Annotated in this window: 23 protein-coding genes; 12 read left to right on the forward strand and 11 right to left on the reverse strand. The window is 65.8% G+C overall.

Translation table 11 applies throughout. The annotated features are described in order from the left end of the window. Positions 1-2: 2 nt before the first annotated feature. The 5 genes from EV191_RS02060 to EV191_RS02080 all read right to left on the reverse strand — a co-directional run bounded on the left by EV191_RS02060 (position 3) and on the right by EV191_RS02080 (position 6203). Positions 3-860 (reverse strand): amidohydrolase family protein, encoded by an 858-nt coding sequence (locus EV191_RS02060; protein ID WP_132875068.1) that lies wholly within the window; start codon positions 858-860, stop codon positions 3-5. Further along, complete coding sequence (locus EV191_RS02065) at positions 857-2467, reverse strand: benzoate-CoA ligase family protein (protein ID WP_132875069.1); 1611 nt, start codon at positions 2465-2467, stop codon at positions 857-859. The genes EV191_RS02060 and EV191_RS02065 overlap by 4 nt, the downstream gene beginning before the upstream one ends. Positions 2468-2502: 35 nt before the next feature. Further along, complete coding sequence (gene boxB, locus EV191_RS02070; RefSeq protein WP_132875070.1) at positions 2503-3924, reverse strand: benzoyl-CoA 2,3-epoxidase subunit BoxB; 1422 nt, start codon at positions 3922-3924, stop codon at positions 2503-2505. A 4-nt stretch (positions 3925-3928) separates the two neighbouring features. Then, a complete protein-coding gene (gene boxC, locus EV191_RS02075; RefSeq protein ID WP_132875071.1) occupies positions 3929-5665 on the reverse strand; it encodes a 2,3-epoxybenzoyl-CoA dihydrolase in 1737 nt (578 codons plus the stop codon). A gap of 112 nt (positions 5666-5777) precedes the next feature. After that, positions 5778-6203 (reverse strand): PPOX class F420-dependent oxidoreductase, encoded by a 426-nt coding sequence (locus EV191_RS02080; protein WP_132875072.1) that lies wholly within the window; start codon positions 6201-6203, stop codon positions 5778-5780. Positions 6204-6389: 186 nt separating this feature from the next. On the opposite strand from EV191_RS02080, the gene EV191_RS02085 reads away from it, so the two are divergent. After that, entirely contained in the window at positions 6390-6650 is a 261-nt protein-coding gene (locus EV191_RS02085) for a hypothetical protein (protein WP_132875073.1), read from the forward strand. Between the two features lie 171 nt (positions 6651-6821). Here the strand turns inward: EV191_RS02085 and EV191_RS02090 are convergent, their stop codons facing one another. Genes EV191_RS02090 through iolC form a run of 5 tightly spaced genes read right to left on the reverse strand, consistent with a single transcriptional unit; the run spans position 6822 to position 12981 of the window. Next, a complete protein-coding gene (locus EV191_RS02090; RefSeq protein WP_132875074.1) occupies positions 6822-8315 on the reverse strand; it encodes a CoA-acylating methylmalonate-semialdehyde dehydrogenase in 1494 nt (497 codons plus the stop codon). 29 nt (positions 8316-8344) lie between these two features. Next, entirely contained in the window at positions 8345-10204 is a 1860-nt protein-coding gene (iolD, locus tag EV191_RS02095) for a 3D-(3,5/4)-trihydroxycyclohexane-1,2-dione acylhydrolase (decyclizing) (RefSeq protein WP_132875075.1), read from the reverse strand. Further along, positions 10204-11094, reverse strand: coding sequence for a 5-deoxy-glucuronate isomerase (gene iolB / locus EV191_RS02100; RefSeq protein ID WP_132875076.1), 891 nt, complete (start codon positions 11092-11094; stop codon positions 10204-10206). The genes iolD and iolB overlap by 1 nt, the downstream gene beginning before the upstream one ends. Positions 11095-11110: 16 nt before the next feature. Next, the gene (locus EV191_RS02105) at positions 11111-12007 is read right to left on the reverse strand and encodes a Cgl0159 family (beta/alpha)8-fold protein (protein WP_132875077.1); all 897 of its coding nucleotides are present in this window, start codon (positions 12005-12007) and stop codon (positions 11111-11113) included. Between the two features lie 17 nt (positions 12008-12024). Next, positions 12025-12981, reverse strand: a complete 957-nt coding sequence (iolC, locus tag EV191_RS02110; protein ID WP_132875078.1) for a 5-dehydro-2-deoxygluconokinase — start codon at positions 12979-12981, stop codon at positions 12025-12027. A 202-nt stretch (positions 12982-13183) separates the two neighbouring features. On the opposite strand from iolC, the gene EV191_RS02115 reads away from it, so the two are divergent. The 10 genes from EV191_RS02115 to EV191_RS02160 all read left to right on the forward strand — a co-directional run bounded on the left by EV191_RS02115 (position 13184) and on the right by EV191_RS02160 (position 23733). Further along, positions 13184-13879 (forward strand): haloacid dehalogenase type II, encoded by a 696-nt coding sequence (locus EV191_RS02115; RefSeq protein ID WP_132875079.1) that lies wholly within the window; start codon positions 13184-13186, stop codon positions 13877-13879. A 14-nt stretch (positions 13880-13893) separates the two neighbouring features. Continuing rightward, complete coding sequence (locus EV191_RS02120) at positions 13894-14565, forward strand: GntR family transcriptional regulator (protein ID WP_132875080.1); 672 nt, start codon at positions 13894-13896, stop codon at positions 14563-14565. Positions 14566-14629: 64 nt separating this feature from the next. Next, a complete protein-coding gene (locus EV191_RS02125) occupies positions 14630-15619 on the forward strand; it encodes a malate dehydrogenase (protein ID WP_132875081.1) in 990 nt (329 codons plus the stop codon). After that, on the forward strand, positions 15616-15966 hold the full coding sequence (locus EV191_RS02130; RefSeq protein WP_132875082.1) for a glutaredoxin family protein: 351 nt from the start codon (positions 15616-15618) through the stop codon (positions 15964-15966). Before EV191_RS02125 ends, EV191_RS02130 begins: the two co-directional genes overlap by 4 nt. Before the next feature lie 46 nt (positions 15967-16012). Continuing rightward, a complete protein-coding gene (gene valS / locus EV191_RS02135; RefSeq protein WP_132875083.1) occupies positions 16013-18529 on the forward strand; it encodes a valine--tRNA ligase in 2517 nt (838 codons plus the stop codon). A 327-nt stretch (positions 18530-18856) separates the two neighbouring features. After that, a complete protein-coding gene (locus tag EV191_RS02140; RefSeq protein WP_165912783.1) occupies positions 18857-20218 on the forward strand; it encodes an MFS transporter in 1362 nt (453 codons plus the stop codon). Positions 20219-20459: 241 nt separating this feature from the next. Further along, positions 20460-21935, forward strand: coding sequence for a GGDEF domain-containing protein (locus tag EV191_RS02145; protein WP_132875085.1), 1476 nt, complete (start codon positions 20460-20462; stop codon positions 21933-21935). Positions 21936-22046: 111 nt separating this feature from the next. Next, on the forward strand, positions 22047-22487 hold the full coding sequence (gene pssD, locus EV191_RS02150; protein ID WP_207894372.1) for a PssD/Cps14F family polysaccharide biosynthesis glycosyltransferase: 441 nt from the start codon (positions 22047-22049) through the stop codon (positions 22485-22487). Further along, positions 22481-23074, forward strand: coding sequence for a glycosyltransferase (locus EV191_RS02155; RefSeq protein WP_132875087.1), 594 nt, complete (start codon positions 22481-22483; stop codon positions 23072-23074). Before pssD ends, EV191_RS02155 begins: the two co-directional genes overlap by 7 nt. A gap of 11 nt (positions 23075-23085) precedes the next feature. Continuing rightward, positions 23086-23733, forward strand: coding sequence for a hypothetical protein (locus EV191_RS02160; RefSeq protein WP_132875088.1), 648 nt, complete (start codon positions 23086-23088; stop codon positions 23731-23733). 27 nt (positions 23734-23760) lie between these two features. Here the strand turns inward: EV191_RS02160 and EV191_RS02165 are convergent, their stop codons facing one another. Beyond that, on the reverse strand, positions 23761-25266 hold the full coding sequence (locus EV191_RS02165; protein ID WP_165912784.1) for a Wzz/FepE/Etk N-terminal domain-containing protein: 1506 nt from the start codon (positions 25264-25266) through the stop codon (positions 23761-23763). A 221-nt stretch (positions 25267-25487) separates the two neighbouring features. On the opposite strand from EV191_RS02165, the gene EV191_RS02170 reads away from it, so the two are divergent. Then, positions 25488-26228, forward strand: coding sequence for a CDP-alcohol phosphatidyltransferase family protein (locus EV191_RS02170; protein WP_132875090.1), 741 nt, complete (start codon positions 25488-25490; stop codon positions 26226-26228). Positions 26229-26238 lie beyond the last annotated feature (10 nt).

Consider the following 26238-nt stretch of genomic DNA (forward strand, 5'->3'; position numbering starts at 1 on the left):
GGTCAGAGGTCGAGCGCGGGGTAGAGCTTCGCGGCGTTGCCGGAAAGGATCGCGCGCAACAGACCCGCCGGCAGCCCGAGCGCGCGCAGCGCGGCCACATTCGCCGCCGCGCCAGGCACACCTGGCCAATCGGTGCCGAAGATCCACTTCGCCGCCAGTTTGGCCAGATCAAAGCGCGCGTAGTACTCGGGGAGCTTCGCCGGCGGCAGGCCGGCAAGATCCAGCCAGACGTTCTCCCTCGCCAACGCGAGGAAAGCCGCGACGTCATACCACCACCCACGACCGCCATGCGCGAACACGAACGACACCTCAGGGAAATCCTCGACCACATCGGAAAGCAGCTCGGGGTTCCCGTAACTCGCCCGTGCCCCGGGGAACGTCGAGGTACCGGAGTGCAGGATGACCGGCACGCCACGTTCGGCGCACAGCCCGTAAACCGGGTACAACTCCTTGTCCGCCGGCGAGAAGCCCGCGTGCACCGGATGTAGCTTCAACGCGACCGCACCGAGCGCAAGCTGACGCTCCACTTCAGACACCAAGGGATGGTGTAGATGCGGATTGACGCTTGCCACAAGGTGAAACCGATCGGGGTTGTACTCAACCAACGGCAGGTTGTCCTCGATCGGCTGGATCCCGGTGGCCCGTGGGCTGTACTCACAGAAGAGCAGCGCGCGATCCACGCCTTGTTCGGCAAGCAGCGCATCGAACCGCGCCGGAACCGGCACGCCCGCGTCATCGTAGGCGTCCCGCCATGGATGCGTTTTGGCGAACTGATCGGCCCAGCGCAGCCACGCCGGCTTCAGCGTGGCCAGTTTCGGCACATGCACATGCGCGTCAACAACCAGCTCACCATCGATCATGACCGCACCGTAGTCACCGCTGCCGGCTCGGTCGAATCCACGGTGACCGCAAGCATCTCACGCAGCACATTGCGCCGGATCTTGCCGGTGGCGGTTTTCGGTAGTTCGGCGAGCTGCACAACTGCTCGCGGCCGTTTGAACGCGGCAAGGGTCTCCCGGCACCAGCTGATCAGCTCGTCCTCGGCCACCCCGTGCCCCTGCTTCGGCACCACGCAGGCGGTCACCCTGTCCAGACCATCCTCGTCCGCGACACCAACCACCGCGACCTCGGCAACCGAGGGATGCTCCAGCAGCCGGTCCTCGACCTCGGCCGGCGCGACCCAGATACCACCAGCTTTGAGCATATCGTTGAACCTGCCAAGGCAGCTGAACGTGCCGTCCGAATTGCGCAGGTAGGTGTCCCCGGTCCGCATCCAGTCGCCGAGGAAGACCTCCCTGGACACGCCCGCCCGACACCAGTAGCCAATCGCGGCCGAGTCCCCGCGAACGTAGAGCTCACCCGGAACGCCCTGCTCGTCGATCGGCACGCCGGAAGAATCCCTGATCTCCACTTCATAGCCGGGAACCGGAACGCCCGATGAGGACGGTCGAACCTCACCCGGCCGATTAGAAATGAAGATATGCAGCATTTCCGTTGAACCGATCCCGTCAAGCACCTCGACACCGAACCGGTCCCGCATCCCGTGAAACATCCGGGCCGGCAGCGCCTCACCGGCCGAAACTCCTTGACGTACGGTAGAAAACGCGCCGTCGGCCACCCCGCTGGCCAGCAACGGCCCCCAGAAGCTGGGTGTCCCGAACAGCAGCGTCGCCGAGTCGGCGGTTGCCCGATCGGCGATCAGTTGTGGGTTCGGACGCGCCGGTTCGAGTAGCGCGGTCCCGCCGACCGAGAGCGGGAAGAACATCGAGTTTCCGATGCCATAGGCGAAGAACAGTTTGGCCACCGAGAGGAATCGATCCCGCGGGCCGACGCCCAGCACCCGCTGCGCGTAGTTTTCCGCGACGAACCGGATATCGGTATGCCGGTGCATCGCCGCTTTCGGGGTACCGGTAGTTCCCGAGGTGTACAGCCAGAGCGCCGGCGAATCGGGCCAACTGGGAAAGGCCGCGGTGACCTCGGCCGGGTCGGCGGAGGCGACTGCTTCCCAACTATGGCAGTCCAACCCGGCCACCGGGTCACGCACGCCGCCTTGCCACACCAGATGCCGGACATCCGGTGCATCTCGCACCGCCGCGCGCACGTTCGCCTCGTATTCGGCCGCGCCGAGCACCACCGTCGCGCGCGAGTCGGTAACCAGCTTGCCGAGCTCCTGGCCGGTCAGCATGGTGGAAACCGGAACCGCGATGGCACCGAGGTACATACTGGCGAGGATCGCGGTGAACAGCTCGACATCGTCCGGCAGGCACAGCAGCACCCGTTCCTCGGGGCGCACGCCGAGCTGGCGCAATCCGGCCGCGGCCCGCCGCACCTCGGTGGACAACTCGGCGTAGCTCAGGGTTCGGGCGGGAGTGCGTACCGCGACCCGCTCCCCCGCGCCCGCAACGAGATTGCGATCCACGAGATAGCTAGCCGCGTTGAACTCTCCCTGGAATGTGGTGGGAGCCATGATGTCCGCCCTTCGCAGAGGAAGTGGCTCGGGAGTCAGGGGAGGTGGACATAGTCGTAGTCGAAGGGTTTGCCGTTGATTCCGTTGGTCGGTGGCGCGACCCAGCTGGCGATCTTGCCGCGCTCGTAAACCGGCTGCATCAGCGAGCGCACGAAGGTCAGGTCTTCCGTGGTGGGCAGCCAGTTGTGCTTACCCTGCTGCCAGGTCGCCTCGTCAACTATGGTGCCTTCGGGAGTGATGTGTTGGCTAGCGTTGATCCCGACATCCCGGTTGAAGCCAGGGTGCGGGAGTTTGAACTGGAAGTCGATCTCGTGCTTCTCCAGGATACGGTTCCACCGCTTGATACCTGTCTGACAGTCAGCCATGTACTCGGCCCGCAGGTCCAGGTTCAGCAGCAGGATGGCCTGCATCTCCTCGGTTTCCCAGGTGCCGTCCGCGCGGGGGCGCTCAAGTATTCCGACATCGTTGGTCAGCTGGTGATCGTCCTTGCGGCGCGTCTCCTGCCAGCGGCCCTTCAGCCCCGCGGTGTAGTAGTTCGCCCCGTTCGTCGAGGTCTCGCTGCCGAACAGGTCGAGCGAGACGGTGTAGTGGAAGTTGATGTACTTCTGGATGATCTGCAGTGGGATGCCACCGCGCGGGCCGATGTCCAAGGTGTCGAACTCCCTGATCAGCTCCGCGCTGCGCTGCACAACCCGGTCCACTCCGGTGGTGCCCACGAACATGTGGTGCGCTTCTTCCTTGAGCATGAACTCGCAGGTGCGGGAAAGCGGATCGAATCCGGACTCCTTCAGCGTGCCCAGCTGGTACTTGCCGTCCCTGTCGGTGAAGTAGGTGAACATGTAGAACGCCAGCCAGTCGGCTGTCTCCTCGTTGAACGCGCCGAGGATGCGCGGCGCGTCCGGGCTGCCCGAGTTGCGGTACAGCAGCGCCTCGGCTTCGGTGCGTCCTTCCTTGCCGAAGTAGGCGTGCAGTAGATACACCATCGCCCAGAGATGCCGTCCCTCCTCCACATTGACCTGGAACAGGTTGCGCAGATCGTAGAGGCTCGGCGCGGTCAGCCCGAGTAGCTTCTGCTGTTCGACGGATGCTGGTTCGGTATCGCCCTGGATCACGATCAGTCGCTGCAGATCGGCGCGATACTCGGCGGGCACCTGCTGCCAGGCGGGCTCACCCTGGTGTTCGCCGAAGGCGATCCGCCGGTCCGGATCACGTTCGGCGAGGAAAACTCCCCACCGATACTGATCGGGAACCACGTGATCGAAATGCGCCCAACCCTCTCGCCCAACGGAGACCGCGGTGCGCAGGTAGACGCCGTGGGTTTCCAGTGTTGGCCCCATCTCGCCCCACCAGTGCATGAACTTCGGCTGCCAGCCCTCGAGTGCCCGCTGCAGCCGGCGGTCGCTGGAGAGATCGACGTTGTTCGGGATCTTCGCGTCGTAGTCAATCTTGTCCGGCATAACGTCATACCCGCTTCCTGTCGAAGACGGCTTTCTGCCCGGTGCCGTACCTGCGTAGTGCCCCGTCCCCGCCGGCCGCGTTCGGCCTGGTGAAGATCCAGTTCTGCCATGCGGAGAGGCGGCCAAAGATCTTCGTTTCCATCGTTTCCGGTCCGACGAACCGATGGTTTGCTTCCATCCCGGTCAGCGCATCCGGGCTCAGTGCCGCGCGTCCCTCGATGACCAGCCGAACCTCGTCCTCCCAGTCGATATCGTCCGGCGCGTCGGTGACCAGACCCAACTCGGCTACCTCGGCGGGTTCCAGCTCCCTGCCGAGCTCTCCGCGCAGCCAGTCGAGATGTTCGGTAGATCCGTAGAACCGGGACTCCAACCGGGAGATTCCGCTTCCCATGGGGAAAACGCCGAAGTTCGCTTCGGACAACGCGACCGATGCGCGCAGCTCGCTTTCCTCGTCGTCAATCGGCGGACCGTCTAAGATGTACTGACGATCGCTGGCGAGAGCGAGCTCGAAAAGAAGCCCGGCGAAACAGCTCCCCGGTTCGAGCAGCGCGACCAGGCTCCTGCTTGTCACATCGAGCCGTTTCAGTGTGCGCTTGTAATAGTGCACGATCTCGTTGCAGAGCCAGTCGTTCGCCGCCGCGCCGAGCACCACCCGCTCGTAGTCGAGTACCGCGGCGATATCGCCCTCGGTGCGCAGTACCCAGGTCCCCAGGCTGGCCTCGTTGGTACGCAGCCGCAGGATCAGATCGTCGAGTTCCCTTGTCATCGCGAGCAGCCAGCCCCGCGGGCCGGCTTCGTGAATCTCGGCCAGGCTTGGCGCTCCGGGAGCTGGGCCACGTACGGTGATCTCGACCGTGCCAGTCTGCCGGTCATACCGAGCCGATACGTGCTCGTACTCGGTTCCCTGCGCGGTGACCTCGCGGTGCAGCGGGGTGAGCTCGATACCGCGCACCGCGGTGGACCGCTCGCCGCGCGCGGCAAGCTCGTTGGCCCTGCGCGCCACCGCCTCGGTGAATCCCCTGCGCGGCACCAGGCCATCCACCAGGTTCCAGTCCACGGCGGTTTTGCCCTTGACCCCGTCCGGTCGGGTGGCGAAGACGTCGGCGCGGTCCTTACGCACCCGGCGCTTGTCCACCACCCTGGTCAGCCCGCCGGTGCCGGGCAATACGCCGAGCAACGGCACTTCGGGCAGGCCGACGGTGGACGAGTTGTCGTCGATCAGCAGGATTTCTTCGCAGGCGAGCGCGATCTCGTAGCCGCCACCCGCACAGGTGCCGTTGACCGCCGCGAGGTAGGTCTGTCCGGAATGCGCGGTGGCATCCTCGAATCCGTTTCGGGTTTCGTTGGTGAACTTGCAGAAGTTCACCTTCCACTCGTGTGCGGCCGCGGCCAGCATTCGGATGTTCGCGCCGGCGCAGAACACACCGTCCTTGGCGCTGGTGACGACAACCGCGCGCACTTCGGGATGCTCGAAACGCAACCGCTGGGTCGCGTCGTAGAGTTCGATGTCCACGCCGAGGTCGTAGGAGTTGAGCTTGAGTTCGTAGCCGGGCCGCAGGCCGCCCTGCTCGTCGACGTCCATCGCCAACCAGGCGACCGGACCATCCACCCGCAGCCGCCAGTGCCGGTAGCTGTCCGGATGGCGATCAAAGGAAACCTCGATCGGCACTTCCGCCTGCTGACCGTCCGCGCTTCCTGCTTCGGCCGCGTCATCAGATTCCCGCTGGACGGCGATAGCCATAGCAAGCGCCTCCTCCACGTGGTGGGCGTTCGGCGCTTACTAGTTTCTACACAAGACAACCAATACGTCAATCTTGTGTAGCACATTTGCGGCGGACGGGCCGGCCGCCGGCTCAGTCGGCTACGTTCAGCCCAACGATGATCTTGGTCGGTCGCACCCGGACGACCAGCTCACCGGGTACACCGTTGCGTTTGCCGAACTCCTCGGCACGATCGAGGCCCATGTACCGACCGCCGATCGCGGTGGCCACCCGCAGCAGTTCCGCGGGATCCTCCGATGTGCTGGCCACGCCCTGCACCTGCACGAAGTCGTAGGGCGGGTGCTCAACGTCCACACTCAGCGCGATCCGCGGATCGCGGGCGATCGCACGGCCCTTCGCGGTGTCCTTGCCGGTGTTGAACAGCAGTTCCTCGCCCTCGACGACGAACCAGATCGGCGCCACGAGTGGGCGGCCGTCACGGGCCACAAAGGCGACCTTGCCGGTGCGAGTGCCAGTTTCCAGAAAAGTGCGGACCGCGGGGTCGGCGAGCGAATCCATCCGGCCATCGTAAGGACAGGGCCGACGGTTTGCCGGCTGAACGCTACCCGCCGCCTCGCGGGCATCGCTAAAAAACGGGTAAACCGCGCAAGAACCAGCCGCGCCGGGGAACCGGCGAGTTGCCAGCCGAGTCTTAACTGAGTACAGCGTTACACCGGAAAGATCCGCGAAGCAAAGGAGCTTCTCGTGACTACCACCGAGCCCGCGCTCACCGGCAGGGAAATCGCGTTGCTCCGGGCCGTTGCCGCCGGCCGGGGTGAAATCGTCTGCGGCTGCGTACCGGACCTGCTCATCGACGGTTGCTGGTGCGGCGACCAGCACACCGCGCACCGACTCGCCGCGCGCGGCCTGATCCGGCCCGATATGCCCGCAAGTGCCCACACTCGGGTACCCGCGATCCTCACCGAATCCGGCCGCGCCTGCATCGCGACACCACTGGCCGCCTGATCTGGACCCCGCTAACCTTAAAGAACGCGATTACGCGAGGTCACCGAACCCGCAGCGGCGGTTGACCGTAAGTACCTTAAAGAACGCGGTGCGGCGGAGGCTGGCCCGCCGCACACCTACTCCCGATCGCCCTCGGCGAGTATGCGAAGTTGCGCGTCAGGACAACACAACTTAGGTGTGCTGCGGGAAGCCGAGGTTCACGCCGCCGTCGGCCGGGTCCGGCCAACGAGTCGTGATGACCTTGCCCTTGGTGTAGAAGTGCACGCTGTCGTTGCCGTACACGTGGTGCTCGCCGAACAGCGAGGCTTTCCAGCCACCGAACGAGTGATACCCGACCGGAACCGGAATCGGCACGTTCACCCCGACCATGCCGGCCTCGACCTCCAACTGGAACCGGCGAGCCGCCCCACCATCCCTGGTGAAAATCGCCGTGCCGTTGCCCCACGGGGATGAGTTGATCAGCTCGATCGCTTCCTGATAACTGCCCGCCCGCACCACGGACAGCACCGGCCCGAAGATCTCATCGCGGTAGGCGGCCATGTCCGGTGTCACTCTGTCTAACAGGCTGACACCGGTGAAGAACCCGTCCTCGTGGCCAGCCACCGTGTAGTCGGTACCGTCCACGACCACATCGGCACCCTGCTCGCGTGCCTGTGGCACATAGCCGGCCACCCGATCCCGGTGCTCCTTGGTGATCAGTGGCCCCATCTCGGACGCCGGATCGGCGCCCGGGCCAATCCGCAGCCGACGGGCGCGCTCAGCGATCTTGCCAACCAGCTCATCCGCGATGGGCTCCACGGCTACCACGGCGGATACCGCCATGCACCGCTCGCCGGCCGATCCGTAGGCTGCGCTCACCGCAGCGTCCGCGGCCAGGTCCAGGTTCGCATCCGGCAGCACGAGCATATGGTTCTTCGCGCCGCCAAGTGCCTGTACGCGTTTGCCCTGCGCGCTCGCCGTCTCGTGCACATAACGCGCGATCGGCGTGGAACCGACAAAGCTGACCGCGGCCACGTCTGGATGGGTGAGCAACCTGTCCACCGCGGGTTTGTCCCCACCAAGCACGTTCAACACGCCGTCCGGCAGGCCGGCTTCGGCTGCCAACTCGGCCAGCCGGAACGCCGCGGACGGATCCTTCTCGCTTGGCTTGAGCACAAACGTGTTGCCGCAGGCGATCGCCACCGGGAACATCCACAATGGAACCATCGCGGGGAAGTTGAACGGGGTGATCCCGGCGACCACGCCGAGCGGCTGGCGGATGCTCGACACATCCACCCCGCCCGATACCTGAGTGGACAGTTCACCCTTGAGTAGCTGGGTAATGCCACAGGCGAGCTCGACGATCTCCAGGCCACGCGCGACCTCGCCGAGCGCGTCCGAATGCACCTTCCCGTGCTCGGCGGTGATCAGTGAAGCCAGTTCATCGGCATGCCGGTCCACCAGCTCCCGGTAGGCGAACAGGATCCTGGTGCGCGCGGCAAGCGAGCTAGCCGACCAGCTCTCGAATGCCTTGGCCGCGGCCGCGACGGCGGTATCCACCTCATCGGTATCCGCGAGATCGAGCCGCGCGGTAACCTTTCCGGCCGCCGGATCGGTCACCTCGTGGAACCGGCCGCTGGCACCAGCCGCGCGCTGCCCATTGATCCAATGTGGAATTCTTTGCATCGCTCAAGGTCCTTTCCGGCGAGCTCATTTCACAGCTGGTGTCGTTGTTCCGCGCGATACTTCGTGTACTCGTCGCGCGCCAGGTTGGCCGCCTCCCTCGTCGCGGTCTGCGCCACCGGCACATCCCACCAGGCGCTGGCCGCCGGGCTGGCAACCGTCACATCGGTCTCCAGGTACACCGCCGTAGGTCCATCCGCCGTGCGAGCCGCATGTAGCGCGGCACGCAGATCCCGCACCGTGCTCGCCCGGTGCACCGGAAGGCCGAGGCTGGCGGCGTTCGCCGCGAGGTCGACCGGCAGCGGTTCCCCGGTGAACTCACCAGCATCGTCCCGGTACCGGTAGGCGGTGCCGAAGCGCTCGGCACCGACGGTCTCGGAGAGCCCGCCGATCGAGGCATAGCCGTGGTTCTGCACCAACACCACAATGACCTTAATGTTCTCCTGGACCGCGGTCACTAGTTCAGTCGGCATCATCAGGTAGGTGCCGTCGCCGACCAGCGCGAACACCTCGCGGCTCGGATCGGCCAGTCGTACGCCGAGCGCGGCGGGTATCTCGTAGCCCATGCACGAGTAGCCGTACTCCACGTGGTACTGCTTGCGATCCTTGGCTCGCCACAGTTTGTGCAGCTCGCCAGGCAGCGAGCCAGCCGCATTGACCAGCACGTCCCGCTCGGCCATGACCTCGTCGAGCACCCCGAGCAGCTGCGCTTGGCTCGGCCGCGCCGCGGGGTCGGGCGCGGCGAACGCACGCGCCACGGTATCCGCCCAGCGCGCCGCCCCCGCCTGGTAGGCCGTTCGATAGTCATCGTCCACAGTGAACTCGCCGAGCTCCTCGGTCAGCGCGCGCAATGCGGTGCGGGCATCGCCGGTCACCGGGGACGCCGACTGTTTGTGCGCGTCGAAACCGGTGATGTTCACACTGACGAAGCGCACATCCGGATTCGCGAACTGGGTGTTCGAGGCGGTGGTGAAATCGCTGTACCTGGTACCGACGCCGAGCACCAGATCGGCCTCGCGGGCAGCCTCGGTGGCGGCCGAGGTTCCAGTGTGCCCGATCGCGCCGAGCTGCTGCGGATGGTCAAAGCGCAGCGCGCCCTTACCCGCCTGGGTCTCGCTCACCGGTATTCCGGTGCGCTCGACGAACTCGCGCAACGCGTCCTCGGCCCCGCTGTGGTGTACTCCGCCGCCGGCGATGAGCAACGGCCGCCGGGCGGCCCGGATACGCTCGACGGCTTGGGTGATCGCGCCGCCGTCCGGAGCCGGGCGGGCGACCCGCCAGACCCGCTCGGCAAAGAACTCCACCGGCCAGTCGTACGCCTCGGCCTGCACATCCTGCGGCAGCGCGAGGGTTACCGCCCCGGTTTCGGCCGGATCGGTCAGCACCCGCATCGCCTGCAGCGCCGAGGGCAGCAGTGCTTCGGGGCGCCAGATGCGGTCGAAGTACCTGGAGACCGGGCGCAGGCAGTCGTTCACCGTAATGTCCGGCCCCTGCGGCGACTCGAGTTGCTGTAGCACCGGATCCGCGGGACGGGTAGCGAAAACGTCGCCGGGCAGCAGCAGTACCGGCAACCGGTTGATCGTGGCGAGCGCGGCACCGGTGGTCAGATTCGTCGCGCCAGGGCCGATCGAGGTGGTGACCGCATGCGTGGAGAGCCGGTCAGACTGTCTGGCAAAGCCAACCGCCGCATGCACCATGGCTTGCTCGTTGCGCCCCTGCAGATACGGCAGTTCCGGGGTTTCCAGTAGCGCCTGACCGACACCGGCCACATTGCCGTGCCCGAAGATCCCCCAGCAACCGGCGATCAATCGCTGCCGTTCGCCGTCCCGCTCGGTGTACTGGTTGGCGAGGAAGCGCAGCAGGGCTTGCGCGACAGTAAGCCGGATGGTCATCACTGCCGCCTTTCCGGTGCGGTGTAGAGCGGAAGCCGCGAGTCAACGGGCTGGTCCTGCCAGGTCTGCCGGATCCAGCCGTAGCACGGGTCGTCGGAGATCAACCACTCCCGCTGCGGGCTCGGACCCGCCATCACGTTGAGGTAGTACATATGGTGACCGGGCATCGCCATGGACGGCCCATGCCAGCCGTCCGGCACCAGCACCACATCCCGATCGCGCACTTCGGCAAGCACATCAGTGCTCCGCTCGGGGCCGGACGGATAGACCCGGTGGTAACCAACACCGGGCGCGGCCGCCGATGGCGCGATCTCGAAGTAATAGATCTCCTCGAGTACCGCCTCTCCAGGACAGTCGGTGTCATGCTTGTGCGGTGGGAAGGACGACCAGTTTCCCGCCGGAGTCAGTACCTCGACCGCGATCAGGTTGTCCGCTTCGAACACGCCCGCGGCGCCGAAGTTGTTGACTTGCCTGCTGCTCTGACCAGCGCCGCGCAACTCGACGGGGACATCGGCCGCGGGCCCGTACCGTGCGGGTAGCTGACGGGTACAGCGCGCACCGGTGAGCGCGAACCGGCCACCATCCTCCGACCGCACGATTGCTCGTGAATCTCTTGGCACGTAAGCGAAATCGCTGACCCCGGAGAACACGTCCACCCGGCCGGCCAGCTCGAAGCTCTCGGCGTCGCAACGTACCGTGGCCGAACCGGAAAGCGGCAGGACGATCCATTCGGATTCGCCGGTGTCGAACTCGTGCTCCTGACCTCCGGCGAGTTCGATGACCCGCAGCGAGCTATAGGTCCAGCCAGCTGTCTGTGGGTCCACATAGGTCGTGTACGGCGATACCGCCGAACTGCCCGCCGGCAGGTGCAGCGAGGATGGACTTGGCATGGCGATCTCCCCTCCGTTACAACAGGCCGACCGCGGTGTCCACCGCGGCGGCGACATCGTCATCAGCCGGATACAGCAGACTTCGTCCCACCACCAGACCGCGGACCGAAGGCAGCCGCAACGCCGCGCGCCAACGTTCGAAGGTGCCGTCCGGATCGGCGGATACCTCACCGCCGAGCAGCACGGTTGGCAGGGTGGTCGAGGCGACCACGGTGGCCAGCTCGGCCATATCCTCAGCGACCGGGATCTTCAGCCAGGTGTGCGCCGAGGTACCGGCGAGTCCGGAGGCGATCGCGATGGACTTGCTGATCGCGGCCGCGGACAGATCGTTGCGAACCTTGCCATCCACTCGCGCGGCCATGAACGGCTCGACCATCGCGAGCAGGCCCCGGCTGGCCAGTTCGGCCACCGCATGCGCGGCGGCTTCCATCGTGCGCAGCGAGCCGGGATCGGCAAGATCCAAGCGCAGCAATAGTTTGCCGCCATCGAACCGGGCGCGCTCGATATCCGCGGCCCGGTAGCCAGTGAACCGGTCGTCCAGTTCGAAGGAGGCGCCGGCCAGCCCTCCCCGGTTCATCGAGCCGAGTACCACCTTGCCGTCCAACGCGCCGAGTAGCGCGAGGTCCTCCAGGATGTCCGCGGTGCCAAGCACCCCGTCCACACCTGGCCTGGCAAGCGCGAGACATAGCCGCTCCAACAGGTCCAGCCGGTTCGCCATGGCCAGCTGACGCTCGCCGGCACCCAGCGCGCCACGTGCCGGATGATCGGCCGCGATGATCATGAGTCGCCCGTTGCCGCCGAGTAGCGGGCGGGACTGCCGGCGACGCAGCGCTTCAGCAATCGCCTGTGGGTGCTCGGCGCGAATCCTGGTGAGCTCGCCGAGGCCAACTCGGGTGCGGGAAACTGTTGACACGGCTACCTTTCGATGCCCTATCCGCCCAGCTCGACGGTACGGGCCAGTTCGTCGATCTCGGATTCGTAAGGCATCGCCGAAGAGCAGGCTAGCCTGCCGGCGACGAGCGCGCCGGCCACGTTCGCCGTGCCGATCACCCGGTCCAGCGGCCAGCCGGCGAGCAGGCCGTGGCACAGCGCGCCACCAAAGGCGTCACCCGCGCCAAGCCCGTTGACCACCTCGACCGGCACCGGTGGGGAAACCACCCGCTCATCCCTGGTGCGGGCCAGCACGCCCTTCGGCCCCTGTTTGATCACCGCGAGTTCGACGCCGGCGGCAAGTAGCGCGTCAGCCGCGCGATCCGGATCGCGCTCGCCGATCGCGGTTTCCACCTCGTCCAGATTGCCGACCGCCACGGTGCTGTGCCGCAAGGCCTCGGTGTACCAGGTTCGCGCGGCGCGCTGGTCTGCCCAGAACATCGGCCGCCAGTCCAGATCAAAAACGGTGATGCCCCGTTTGGCGCGATGTGCCAGCGCGGCAATGGTCGCCGAGCGGCTGGGCTCGGCGCATAGACCGGTGCCGGTCATCCAGAAGATGCGCGCGCTGGCGATCGCGGACAGGTCCAGCTCGGCGGTAGCGATCTCCAGATCAGGCGCCTTCGGCTGCCGGTAGAAGTAGAGCGGGAAGTTGTCCGGCGGGAAGATCTCACAGAACGTGACCGGTGTCGGGTACTCCGCGACCGGGGTGACCCAGCGATCGTCGACACCGAACTCCCGCAGCGCCTTGTGGATGAACGCGCCGAAGGGATCCGCGCCCGTCCTGCTGATCACCGCGCTCGACCTGCCGAGCCGAGCCGCGGCCACGGCGACATTGGTGGCCGAGCCACCCAGGTACTTGCCAAACGTTTCCACGTCGGCCAACGAGACACCAGACTGCAGCGGGTAGATATCCACCCCGATACGGCCCATCGTGACCAACTCGAACGGCTCGGCCATGAACTTCCTCCGCACACGGTCAGGTCGAAACGGGCCAGCTCAGATCCTCAGCCAGTGCAGACGGCCTCGTCAATACTTTGTCAGGACATATTGACGTTAGTCATTACTAGGCCAGGTTGACAACTCCGACTCCGCCAAGCAGTCTTACTGTCAGACAGCTAGACAGATAGACTGACTAGCAGAAAGAGTACGGAGGCAATCAATGGCACCCCCGTTCGAAGTGGCGACCTTCGACAACTACGGCACGCTCACCGATTGGGAGGGCGGCGCGGCGCAGTTCCTCTACGAGCTGGCGTTGCGCAACGGCGACCGGGAGCTCGTCCCTGGTATCGAGCTGCGCAACGAGTGGGAGGAGATCCAGTTCGACATCCTCGGCAGGGAGTACCGCAGTTACAAGGAGGTACTCGCGCAGAGCCTCGCCGAGGTCTGCCGGCGGCATGGTTGGCCGTACGACGAGCAACTGGCTGCCGACTTCGTCCGCTCGATGCGGTCCTGGCAGCCGTTCCCGGACACCTATCCCGCGCTACAGCGCGCGCACGCGGCCGGGATGAAACTGGTGATCTTCTCGAACACCGACCGGGACATCATCGAGCACAGCCTGCGGCATATGCGGGTACCCTTCCACGACGTGATCACCGCCGAGGACTGCCGGATCTACAAGCCGAGCAACGAGTTCTTCCGGCAGGCACTGGACAGGGTCGGCGTGGCGCCCGAGAAAATCATCCACGTCGCGTTCGGTTTCAAGTACGACAACGCCCCTGCCAAACACTTCGGCATGCGTACCGCCTGGGTGAACCGGCATATCGAACCGCAACCGGCCGGCGAACCAGCCGACTACGAATGGCGCGATCTGTGGGGTCTCGCCGAGCTCGCCGACGGCTGCCCCGTACCGCGATGAAAGGCGAGCAGGCAATGCCGGCAGGACGGGCGATTACCGACGGCGCCCCGCTACGGGTGACCAGCACAACGGACGCGCTGGTCGCCGAACTGCGCGGCCGGATCCTCGGCGGCACGCTCCGCCCTGGCGAGCCGCTGCCGGAAATCGCGCTGGCGAACAGCTTCGGCGTGGCTCGGCCCACGGTCCGTTCGGCACTACAGGAGCTGGTGAACCGCAACCTGCTGCACCGACCGGCCGGCAAGTCCGCCATGGTGCCGGTACTCACCGTCGACGATGTGCACGACCTCTACTTCGTCCGCGCCCCGCTGGAGTTCCAAGCGGTCACCGCGATCGCCAGTAACGGGTTGGACACCCCCGCCGCCCGACGTGCGCTCGCCGCGATGGAAGCGCTGCCGGCCGACGCCAGCTGGGCGGACCGGGTACAGGCACATACCGCCTTTCATATCGCGCTGGTCGACGCGGCGGAGAGCCCTCGACTCAGCCGGCTGTACCCGCCGCTACAGGAGGAGATGCAGCTCTGCCTCGCGCAGCTGCACTCCTCCTACCCCGAGCCGGGTGATCTGGCCAGGGAACATCGGATCCTGCTCGACGCGGTGACCTCGGGCGAGGTCGACACAGCGAAGAAAACCATGCACGAACACCTGACACATGCCGTGCGGCAATTCACCTCACAGTCACAGGACTGAACGCGGCGACTAGCATCGCCGACGAGGAGAACCCATCCGCCCACGCCAGGAGCAGGAGAACGTCATGACCAAGGCGCCCGTCAACGTCACGGTAACCGGCGCGGCCGGCCAGATCGGCTACGCGCTGTTGTTCCGGGTGGCCTCCGGCCAGCTACTCGGCCCGGACACCCCGGTGCGGTTGCGGCTGCTGGAGATCCCACAGGCGGTCAAGGCGGCCGAGGGCACCGCGATGGAGCTGGACGACTGCGCCTTCCCGCTGCTGGCCGGGATCGACATCACCGACGATGCGAACAAGGCCTTCGCGGGCACGAACATCGGGCTACTGGTCGGCGCCCGCCCGCGCGGGCCGGGGATGGAGCGCGGCGACCTGCTCGAGGCGAACGGCGGGATCTTCAAACCGCAGGGCGAGGCGATCAATGCTGGTGCCGCCGAGGACGTACGGGTGCTCGTGGTCGGTAACCCGGCGAACACCAACGCCCTGATCGCGCAGGCGCACGCGCCGGATGTGCCGGCTTCCCGGTTCACCGCGATGACCCGGCTGGACCACAACCGCGCGCAGACCCAGCTCGCGCAGAAGCTGGGCGTCGGCGTCTCGGACATCAAGAAGCTGACCATCTGGGGAAACCACTCGGCCACCCAGTACCCGGACATCTTCCACGCCGAGGTGAACGGCAAGAACGCCGCGGAATCGGTGAACGACCAGCAGTGGCTTGCCGACCAGTTCATCCCCACGGTGGCCAAGCGGGGCGCGGCCATCATCGAGGCACGTGGCGCTTCCTCTGCCGCCTCGGCCGCGAATGCCGCGATCGACCACGTCTACACCTGGGTGAACGGGACCGCGGATGGTGACTGGACCTCGATGGGCATCCCCTCGGACGGTTCTTACGGGGTCCCGGAGGGCATCATCTCCTCCTTCCCGGTGACCTGCTCGGGCGGCGAGTACCAGATCGTGCAGGGGCTGGAGATCAACGACTTCTCCCGGCAGCGGATCGATGCCTCGGTAGCGGAGCTGGTTGAGGAGCGCGACACCGTCCGCAAGCTCGATCTGGTGTGAGTACTCCGGAAAGCGGCGAGCAGGCCGCAACGGAACCAGCGGCGGTCGAGTTCTACTGGCGGCCCGGCTGCGGTTTCTGTGCGCGGCTGCGCGCGCAGCTGAACAAGACCGAGCTGCCGGTGCAGGAAGTGAACATCTGGGACGACCCGGAGGCGGCCGCGCGAGTACGTGCGGTCGCTTCCGGAAACGAGGTCGTGCCAACGGTGTTCGTGGGGCCGGCCGCGATGGTGAACCCGAGTATCGATCAGGTACTCGCCGCCGTACGGGAACACGCGCCAGCACTGGCGGAACTTGCCGAGGAACCGGCCAAACCAGGTGGCTGGCGACGCTGGCTGCCAGGCGGCTAGCCAGCGATTCCGGAAAAGGGCTGGCCAGCGGGAATACGCTGGGGTTATGTCCGCGCAACCGCCGCAACGGCCGACGCTGGACGGGTTGGAGGACAAATGGTCCGCGCACTGGGAAAGTGCCGGCACCTATCGATTCCACCCGCCAGCGACCCGCGACGAGGTGTACTCCATTGACACCCCGCCACCGACGGTAAGCGGCTCATTGCATGTCGGGCACGTGTTCTCGTATACGCATACCGACCTGATCGCCCGGTTCCAGCGGATGCGCGGCAAGCGGGTCTGCTACCCGATGGGCTGGGACGACAACGGGCTGCCGACCGAGCGACGGGTTCAGGTCTACTTCGGAGTGCGCTGCGACCCGAGCCTGCCGTATGACCCGGATTTCGTCCCACCAACCGATACCAAGCGGCCGGTGGCGATCTCCAGAAAGAACTTCGTCGAGCTGTGCGGCGAACTGACCGAATTGGACGAACGGGCGTTCGAAGGACTGTGGCGCCGGCTCGGGCTCTCGGTCGACTGGTCAATGCTCTACACCACGATTGGCGAGCGGGCGAGGCGGCTGTCCCAGATCGCCTTTCTGCGCTTGTGGCGCGCCGGCGAGGCTTACCAGGCCGAGGCGCCAACACTGTGGGATGTGGACTTTCGTACCGCGGTTGCCCAGGCCGAGTTGGAGGACCGTGAGCACGCCGGCGCATGGCACCGGATCGCGTTCCAGCGCACGGACGGTCCAGCCATCGAAGTGGAAACCACCCGCCCCGAACTGCTGCCCGCCTGTGTCGCACTGATCGCGCATCCAGCCGATGAGCGCTACCAAGCCCTGTTCGGCAGCACCGCTCGCTCACCGGTGTTTCACGCGGATATCCCGGTTCTCCCGCATCCGGCCGCCGATCCGGAGCGGGCCAGCGGGATAGCGATGTGCTGCACTTTTGGCGATCTGACCGATGTGCAGTGGTGGCGAGAGCTGAAGCTGCCGACCAGAACGGTGCTCGGCAGGAACGGCCGGCTGCTTGCCGAGGCACCGGCGGGAATTGACCCCGGGCCCTACACCGAACTGGCCGGAGCTACCGTCACCACGGCACGCGCACGCGTGGTGGAGCTACTGCGCGAAGCCGGCGCGCTGCTTGATGGCCCACGCCCGACCAACCGCCCGGTGAAGTTCTACGAGAAGGGCGAACGCCCACTGGAGATCGTGTCCAGCCGGCAGTGGTTCATCCGCACGCTCGCCCACCGCGAGGCGCTGCTGAGCAGGGGCACGGAGCTGCGCTGGCATCCGGAATACATGCGAGCGCGCTACACGGACTGGGTGAACGGCCTCAACGGTGACTGGCTGATCAGCAGGCAACGGTTCAACGGAGTTCCGTTCCCGCTCTGGTATCCGCTGAACGAACAGTCCGAACCGGACTACACGCGGCCGATCCAGCCGGACGAGCGGGAGCTGCCCGTCGATCCGACAACCGATGTCCCGCCCGGCTACACCGCGGCGGACCGCGACCAACCGAACGGGTTCACCGCGGAACCCGATGTGTTGGACAGCTGGGCAACATCCGCACTGACCCCGCTGCTGGTCTGCGGCTGGCTGGATGATCCGGAACGGTTCGCGCTGACCTATCCGATGGACCTGCGCGCACAGGCACACGACATCATCCGCACCTGGCTGTTCGACACGGTGTTGCGCGCGGAACTGCACACCGGCGAGCTGCCCTGGCGGCATGTCGCGTTGTCTGGCTGGATCCTGGATCCGGACCGCAAGAAAATGGGCAAGTCCACGGGCAACGCGCGCACCCCGACCGGCTTGCTGGACACCTTCGGCGCCGACGCGGTGCGGCATTGGGCCGCGAGCGGCCGCCCGGGCACCGACACCACCTTCGACGAGGCGCAGCTCAAGATCGGCCGCCGGCTGGCGACGAAGCTACTGCACGCCAGCAAGTTCGTACTCAGTTTCACCGAGCCGGAGCGCGCCACGAGCGAGGGCGCCTGGCTGCTCGACCGCGCGGTTTTCGATGAGCTGGACGCGGTGATCAACCAGGCCACCGAAGCGTTCGAGAACTACGAGTACACCACGGCACTGGAACGTATCGAACGGTTCTTCTGGTTCTTCTGCGATGACTACCTGGAACTGGTCAAGCTGCGCGCCTATGGGCAACACGAAGGCACCGCATCCGCGCTGGCCACGTTGCGCGGCACGTTGCACGCGCTGCTCCGGCTGTTCGCGCCGTTCCTGCCGTACTGCACCGAAGAGGTCTGGTCATGGTGGCAACAGGGGTCGGTACACCTGGCAAGCTGGCCAACCCCCGGCGACGGCGCCAAGGTGCGCGAACCCGGGGGCGCCGAGGCGGTGCTCGAGACCGCCCAGCTGGTGCTCGGCGCGATCCGCAAGAGCAAATCCGCGGCGAAGGTATCGATGCGCGCACCGGTCGCCCGCGTCCAGGTGGCGACATCCCCTGCGGAGGGGGAAATTCTTCGTCAGCTCGATGCGGACATTCGCGCCGCCGGCTCGGTTGAAGTGATCGACATTACAGCCACCTCTGCGGGTGCGCCGCAGGTGACGGTCGAGCTCGGCTGAGCTCGCGACAACCTGCGCCAGCAGCGCGAACGACCGCAGTAGCTCACCCGAACGCCACCGCCGAGTTAGGCCGAACGCAGCCACCCGCGGGCGCTCGGGATTGTGTGTGCCCGTTGGTATCGTTCGCGCCGCTCGCCGCGTATTTGCAGATTCAAAGATCTCGCACAGCTGTGACGCTTAGTGAGTTTTTAGCTCCAGCCCGATACCTAGAGGAGTAGAGTTCGTCTAGTGATTGTAGAGCGACGCAGCGTGCGGGGCGTCGCCAAAGCTGCCCGGACAACCCCGGGTAAACCGGACCGATTGTGGAGCGTGTAGCAAGGGGGCATCGTGCAGAGATCCACACGTTCGCCTCTGGCGACCGGCGAGTGGCGCTCGCTGTGGATCGCTGAAGCCCTTTCGGTCGCGGGTGACCAGCTAGCCAGGGTCGCCATCTCGGTTCTGGTCTACGAGCGGACCTCGTCCGCGGCGCTCACCGCGGTCACCTACGCGCTGACCTTCCTGCCTGACATCGTCGCCGGCCCGCTGCTCTCGGGACTCGCCGACAGGTTTCCCCGCCGCGAAGTGATGGTGTTCTGCACCACCCTGCAAACCGGGATCGTCGCGATCATGGCCATCCCCGGCATATCGCTGTGGATCCTCGGCACCTGCGTCGCTGGCATCGCCGCGCTCCAGGCACCGTTCAAGGCCGCGCAGAACGCGCACGTCCGGGTACTGCTCGGCAACCAGCACCTCACGGTGGGTCAGGCACGGCTCACCACGCTGCGCGAAATGGGTCAACTCGCCGGGCTCGGTGGGGCAACCGGCGTCGTCGGCTTCGTCGGGGTCACCCCCGCGCTGATCATCGACGCGGGGACCTTCGCGCTGGCCACCGTTCTACTCTCGGTTGGCCTGCGGCGTCGCCCCGCGGCACGCGCCACACACGCCCCGCTGCTCAAGCGCTCACTGCCACCAAGCAGACGACGCAAGGCGCTTGCCACCCTGTCCATCCTGCTTGCCTGCACGATTTTGCCGCACGGTCTGATCGTGCCGTTCGTAGCCGAGATCGGCGCGCCGACCTGGTCGGTGGGACTCATCCTGGCGGCCGATTCCGTCGGGTTCCTACTCGGCGCGGCGTTCGTCGGCCGCAAGGCGCGGCCACGGGCAGTAGAGGACGGCTGGATTGGCCCGCTTGCCGGCCTGTGCATGGGCGCGCTGGTGCTGTTCGCACTCAACCCATCGGCCGTATTCGCGGGAATCCTGCTGGCCACGTCGAGTTTCGGCGCGTCTTATCACATCCTCGCGCGTTCGGCCTACATCGAGATGTTGCCCGATGAGCTCACCGGACGCGCGACCGGACTGGTGCGTACCGGCCTGCGAACAGGGCAAGGTCTTGGGGTCGCCTTTGGCGGCATCTTCGCCGAATGGCTGAACTCAACGGCGTTGGCGATCTCCGTAGCCGCGGCGGTCGGCCTCCTCGGATGCCTGGTCGCCTGGCTGATCGTCAAACGCAATCCAGCTGATGCCGTCGATTCGGTAGCGAATGACGCTGTGCGCACGATTGAATCAACAAGTACTAGTACTCCCGGTCACGCACTGACCACACCTCCAAGCGGGGCTCCAGCGTCGGTCGAGCCGGAGTCGAACAAGCCGGCGTCGAACGGAAAGGAGCCAGTACAGACGGCTACGAAAGAGAACGGGACGACACGGTGACTGCGCCGTGCGATCAGTACTCGCGGTCACGCATCACGAACACCTCCCTGCGGAGTCGAACTAGTAAGGGAAAGCGCACAACTCAGTACTCACGGTCACGGAACACGGGAACCTCCTCGGTGGGTCCGGCGTCATACCGGGTAGACATGAATGGACTTCAGGTAACGCGGATAATCAGTACTCGCGGTCACGCACCACAGACACCTCCTCGTGGGGTCCGGCCGGAAAGGAGAGCGATCGGATGAGAATCAGTACTCACGGTCGCGCACGGCCAACACCTCCCTTCCGGAAGCGGTCGGCGGCTGCGCGGGCCGAGTTGGACACGGCCCCAGCGGACCGACCAGCCGAGCAGTCGGCCGGCTCGACGAAGCAACCGGCACCGGCGCGCGGCAGCCTGTCCGAAATGGATCTCTTCGCGCACACGACGCCACTCGGTGTCACCTGGATTCTGCTGTGCGAGGTCCTGGTACTCGGTTGGGCCGGCTTCGCGACCTGGACCTCGGCTGCGCCCATCAGCAAGGACTGGCTGATGTTCGGGCTGCTCGCGGCCTCGGCGCTGATACACATGACGTTGACGAAACCGGCTGAGGAACGGCGACGCGCGGCACACCTCCGGCGCGAGCACATTGCCCACACCAGTGTCTGGAACTTCACCGGAGCGCTGATCCTGCCGGTGCCGCTGCTGCTCGCACTCGTGCTGATCATCCGGTCCAGCCAGTACATGATCGCCAGGAAACCTCTCGGTCGCTATCTATTCACCACGTCGGCCATTACGGCTTCGGTGCTAGCGACGTATACCGTCGCCGACGTAACACCGGTGCACGACTGGTTCGCCGGAACCCGTGCGGTTCCCACGAACATCAACGAAGTCGTAACCGGCCTTCTCGCCATTACAGCCGCCGCCGCCGCGTACTACGTCGCTCAAACTCTCATTATCGGTGTCGCTCGGGTATTCAGAGAGAACTGGGCAATTGTACCGATTCTGGGTAGCCGCGAGGAAAATTTTGATCTGGCCATCACGATATCTCTCGGGCTGGTCGCCGCGGGCGCCAGCAATCAGGCTTTCGGACTAACGCTGCTCGTAGTATCGCTGATCCTTGTTACTTATACCCGACTGACCCAACGAGTCGAACAACTGGAAACCGAACGCAATCAGCTCAAGGTAGACGCGCTGCACGACGCGCTGACCGGACTACCCAATCGGCGCAGCTTCAACCCTGCGGCCGAACTCGCGTTGGTCACCGACGCCGCCCGGAAACAGCCGAGCGCCTTGCTGATGTTCGACCTGGACAGGTTCAAGCAGTGGAACACCGACCTCGGACACATCGGCGCGGATCAGGTTCTCACCGCGGTAACCAGGACGCTGCGCGAGCACACCCGCGACGGTGATCTGCTCTGCCGCTGGGGCGGCGAGGAAATCGCCGTGCTGCTACCGAATACCGACGCGTCGAACGCCCTGGCCGTAGCCGAGCGGTTCCGCGTCGCCATCGAATCGATGACGGTCACCGTGACCAAGCCGATGGGCGGGCGCCCGGTCACCTTGAACCAAGACATCCCTGGCTGCACCATTTCCGGCGGTATCGCGATCTCGACCGAGCACGGCACGGAGCTCCTTCCGCTCCAGGAAGCTGCGGATCTCGCGCTACAGCAGGCCAAGGACGGCGGCCGCAACCAGGTGTGCCTTGCCACTCCGGAACCCTCGCGGTCGACCCACTAGCCAGGTTTCGGATCCTTGCCATGTGCAAGACACGTGCAAGACAGGTTCCCGCAAGGAGGTAGTCGCAGCGCGATGAGCTCGCGAAATCACCGGGGAAAATCCCCGAAAGTCATGCTGATCGCGTCGACCGGCGGGCATCTCGCGCAGCTGCTGAACTTGCGCGAATGCTGGTCGGGATACCAGCGCCATTGGGTGACCTTCGACAAATCTGATGCGTTGACCGCACTGCGCGACGAAACGGTTACTTGGGCTTACCACCCCACTACTCGGAATGCGCGTAATGCGATAAGAAATTTTGTGCTATCGATCCGCACACTGGTGCATACTAAACCGGATGTAATCGTCTCGACGGGCGCCGGAGTCGCGTTGCCGTTCTTTCTTGTCGCGCGATTTCTGCGAATCCGAACGATCTATCTGGAAGCCTTCGAACGCATCGAGGCACCCTCGCTGACGGGGCTGCTGTGCTATCCGCTCACTGACCGGTTCTGCGTACAGTGGGCCGAGCAACAGCGCATCTATCCCGAGGGCGTGCACGTGGGGCCGGCGTGGTGAATGCGGACAAGACGGGGCTACTCGGCACGCTCGGCACCGACCATCATCAGTTCGGCAGGCTGGTTTCCTGGCTGGACAACTGGGCAGCCGAACACGCGGAGACGCCGGTTTTCGTCCAGTACGGCGAATCCCCGGCGCCGGCTGTCGCCAGCGGCGCCGCGATGCTGCCGAAGGAGGAACTGCTCGACCGGGTGCGGGTTGCCTTCGCCGTGGTAACCCATGGGGGCACCGGCTCGATCATGGAAGCGCGCTCCTGTGGCAAGCTGCCCATCGTGGTGCCGAGGTTGGCGCGGGCACGCGAGCATGTGGACGATCACCAGCTGGTGTTCGCGCGCAAACTCGCTGACACCGGATGGATCCGGTTGGCGGAGACCGAGGCCGAACTACACGAGCACCTCCGGTCAGCATGGGAGCGGCCGGCCGAGTACCGCGTCCAACCGACAACCCAGGCGATCGAGCACACGAAGCGAAACATCGACCAGTTGCTTACCGATGTGCTCTACGAACGACCGGGTTTCGTCCGGCCGACGCGGGTACGCCAACTCGTCCGGTTTCTCCGCGCACGCAAGCAAAACACCTCCGACTGAGTCAGGACACGATGAGCGACCAGCACTCCGGCAATGATGTGACCGAGCACGACGAGCAGCCGACCAACCGGCGCCGCACTATCGCGATCATCACCGGGGCCGTGGTAGCCGTCGCGGCGATCGGACTCGTTCTGCTGTGGACACTGCGGGATCAGCCGGCTGACGAGTCAGCCGCCCAGCCGGACCAGTCCACTTCGCGGGACGCCCCGACGAGCAGTGTCGCCGCGGAAGGGCTCGCCCCGGAGCAGGCCGTCGCGGGCGCGCGCGAGGCCTTGACCGAGTACCTGCGGATCAACGACGAGGTTTTGCAGGACCCCGAAGGCAACCTGCGTGGTATCGAGCGGGTCGCTGTCGGTTCGGCGCTCGATGAGGTTTCCGGGAACAAGCAGGAGTTCAGTGACAGCCGGATGAGTCAGGACGGCAGCGTCACACTCGCCGGCGCCGATCCGCAGGAGACCAAGGTGGACGCTGAGCCACCCGAGGTCACGCTGCGCGCCTGTATCGACTCGACCGATATCGACGTGCTCGATGAGTCCGGCGAACCAGTGCAGCGGCCGAAGTCCGCGGCGTCCAAGGTGGCGCATCTGTACACCGTGCGGCTGGACGGTGGCGCCTGGAAGGTCACCAATCACACCTTCCCCAGCCAGACCACCTGCTAGCCCCGATCACCCCGGTGACCGCGTTCTTTAGGGATCTTGCGGTCGGAGGCCCCCGGACTGGGAGCTTTGCTGGGGGCGCGGTTGGCCGGACCGCGGGGGCCGCTGCTGAGGTTGGGGTGTCGACTGCGGCCAGGCTATGGCGCCGGCCTGGCCACCAGGGTTCGCTTTGCCTGGCGTCGCCGGACCAGCCGGACTTCCCGTGTTCGCCTGGCCGGTAGCGCCCGCTGGACCACCGGGAGTGGGCCCATTAGGGATCGGCCCACTAGGGATCGAACCAGTGCCATTCGGCGGGGTCGGCGGAATCGAGCGGTCCACCTGCACCACGGCCACGTCGTGCCGTAGCCCAACCGCAGCCAACTCCTCGATCAACCGCAGCGCCACCGCGAGCTCGTCCGTTTCGCTTGCGGTAAGCACGACCTTGTCCACCTGCTGGCCGAGCATCGCCGCCCTGGCAACTCCCACCTCGACCGAAGTGGACACGATCCGAAACCGGCCGTCCCCCGTGGACGCGCTGGATCCGCCACTCGGTAGCAGGCCGCCCTGCCAGTTCATCAACTGCGCCGGATGCCCAGCGCGCAACAACTGCTCGACGAGTACCGCGGCCACGACTTCCGCGCTCGTCCGATCCACCCCGAGCACGCCGATCGTGCAAGGTTCCTCGCGTCGCAGTCCGACGCGCATCAGCAGCCTGCTCACGAACTCGTCCGAATCGGGGCCGCCGGTGAACTCGAGCACCGGCGGTCCGATGATGCCGGCCAGCCGGTCGGCGCCGCGTACTCGCCGGTCTGCCCGCTCCGCGACCAGCGCGAGTCCGCAGCCGGCGAGTAACCCGCTGGCCAGCCCGCCAGCAAGGAAGACAAGCAGCCCGTAGGAGGATTCCTCCCTCGGCGGCGCCGCCCTGGTGATCACCCGTCCCGGGTCGACGGCCAAGCCCACCAGACCACTGCGCTGATCACGCAGCGTACTGATCTCCTCTTGGATCCCCTGCGCGTCGTTTGGCTGGTTCGCGAGCTCCTCCCGAAGCTCGCGAAGCCGGTCATCGATGCGCTGGATCCGCCCGTTCAACTCGGCGCTCGCGTTGTTGCCCCGGACACTCAGGTAGCCGTCGGCAAACGCGTTCGCCAGGTCAGCGGCCGCCTTCGGATCACCCTCGGTGGCCGCGATCTCGATGACCTGAGCTTCCATCGGCGAGGTCACTTCGATCCGCTCGATCAGATCCCGTGGATCTTCCTGGGACCCGATCGTCTCCCGTGCCGTATCGGCCACCTCGGTCGAGCCCACCACCGCGCGCTCCGTGGTGATGTTCACCGAACTGCTGGATGAACCCTGGTCGTACGGGTTGAGGGAAAGCGCGTTCACGGTAAGCACTGAGGTCGCCGTATAGCTCGCCGGCTGAAACAGCGCGAACGCGGTACCGAGCAGCACGCAGGCCAACACCGTCCAGGCGATCACCCGCCAGCGACGACGCAGCTGTCCACCAAGGTCACTGAGCCGAACGGCCGGACCATCTACGCCATTTGCACTACCCCGCACGGGTCGGTCCTCAGCTGCACTCACGGCCGATCCAAGTCTGCGATCCCCTCGGCGAGGTATGGACTCCACCACAGCGCAGGACACACCCACCACAGCGGCAATTCGTGCATTATCCTACCAGCGCGGGGACTTGAGCACGCCGAGTTCACCGGCCAAGCCGGACTCGTGACCGCTCGCCCGAAACCTCCCACCACGGGCACGGCGCGGCATTTTGGAGAACGATGACAGATGCGCAGCACAACGCGCGAGATACGTTCGGCGCAGTCGTAAAACGGTTGCGCGCCAAGCAGAAGAGCGCGGCCGGGGTACCCGCGTACACCCGCTACGTGAACCGGCCACTTGGCAAACTCGCCGCGGCAGGCGGCTACCTGCTTGGCTTCACCGCGAACCAGCTGACCGTACTCAGCGGGATCATCTCGTTCGCCTCGCTGGCCTTCCTGGCCATTCTGGGACCGTCCTGGCTGCTCGGCATCGGCGTTGCCGCTGGCCTTGCCATTGGTTACATCCTGGACTCGGCGGACGGCCAGCTCGCCCGACTGCGCGGTGGCGGCGCCCTTGCCGGTGAGTGGCTGGACCACGTGGTGGACGCGGCAAGGATGCCGGCCGTCCACCTTGCCGTCCTCATCGGACTTTTCAGGTTCACCGACCTAGCTGACGGTTACCTGCTCATTCCACTCGGCTACCTGCTGGTGACCGTGGTTCGGTTCTTTGCCCTGATCCTTGCCGAACAGATGCACCGCAACAGGAAAGCAACTACCGATACGGACCCGCCAGCGGCAAGCGATTCACCGCTGCGCGCCTTGCTCGGCCTTCCCGCGGACTTCGGCGTACTCTGCCTATTGTTCGTGCTTTGGGGACATACCAACACCTTTCTTATTTGCTATACCGTGCTTTTCGTAGCGAACGCGCTACTCATGGTCGCTAGCTTCATCAGGCGGTATCGCGAACTTACTGGCGTATAACGGAAGTGTC

The sequence above is a fragment of the Tamaricihabitans halophyticus genome (assembly GCF_004340875.1).
GTDB lineage: Bacteria > Actinomycetota > Actinomycetes > Mycobacteriales > Pseudonocardiaceae > Tamaricihabitans > Tamaricihabitans halophyticus.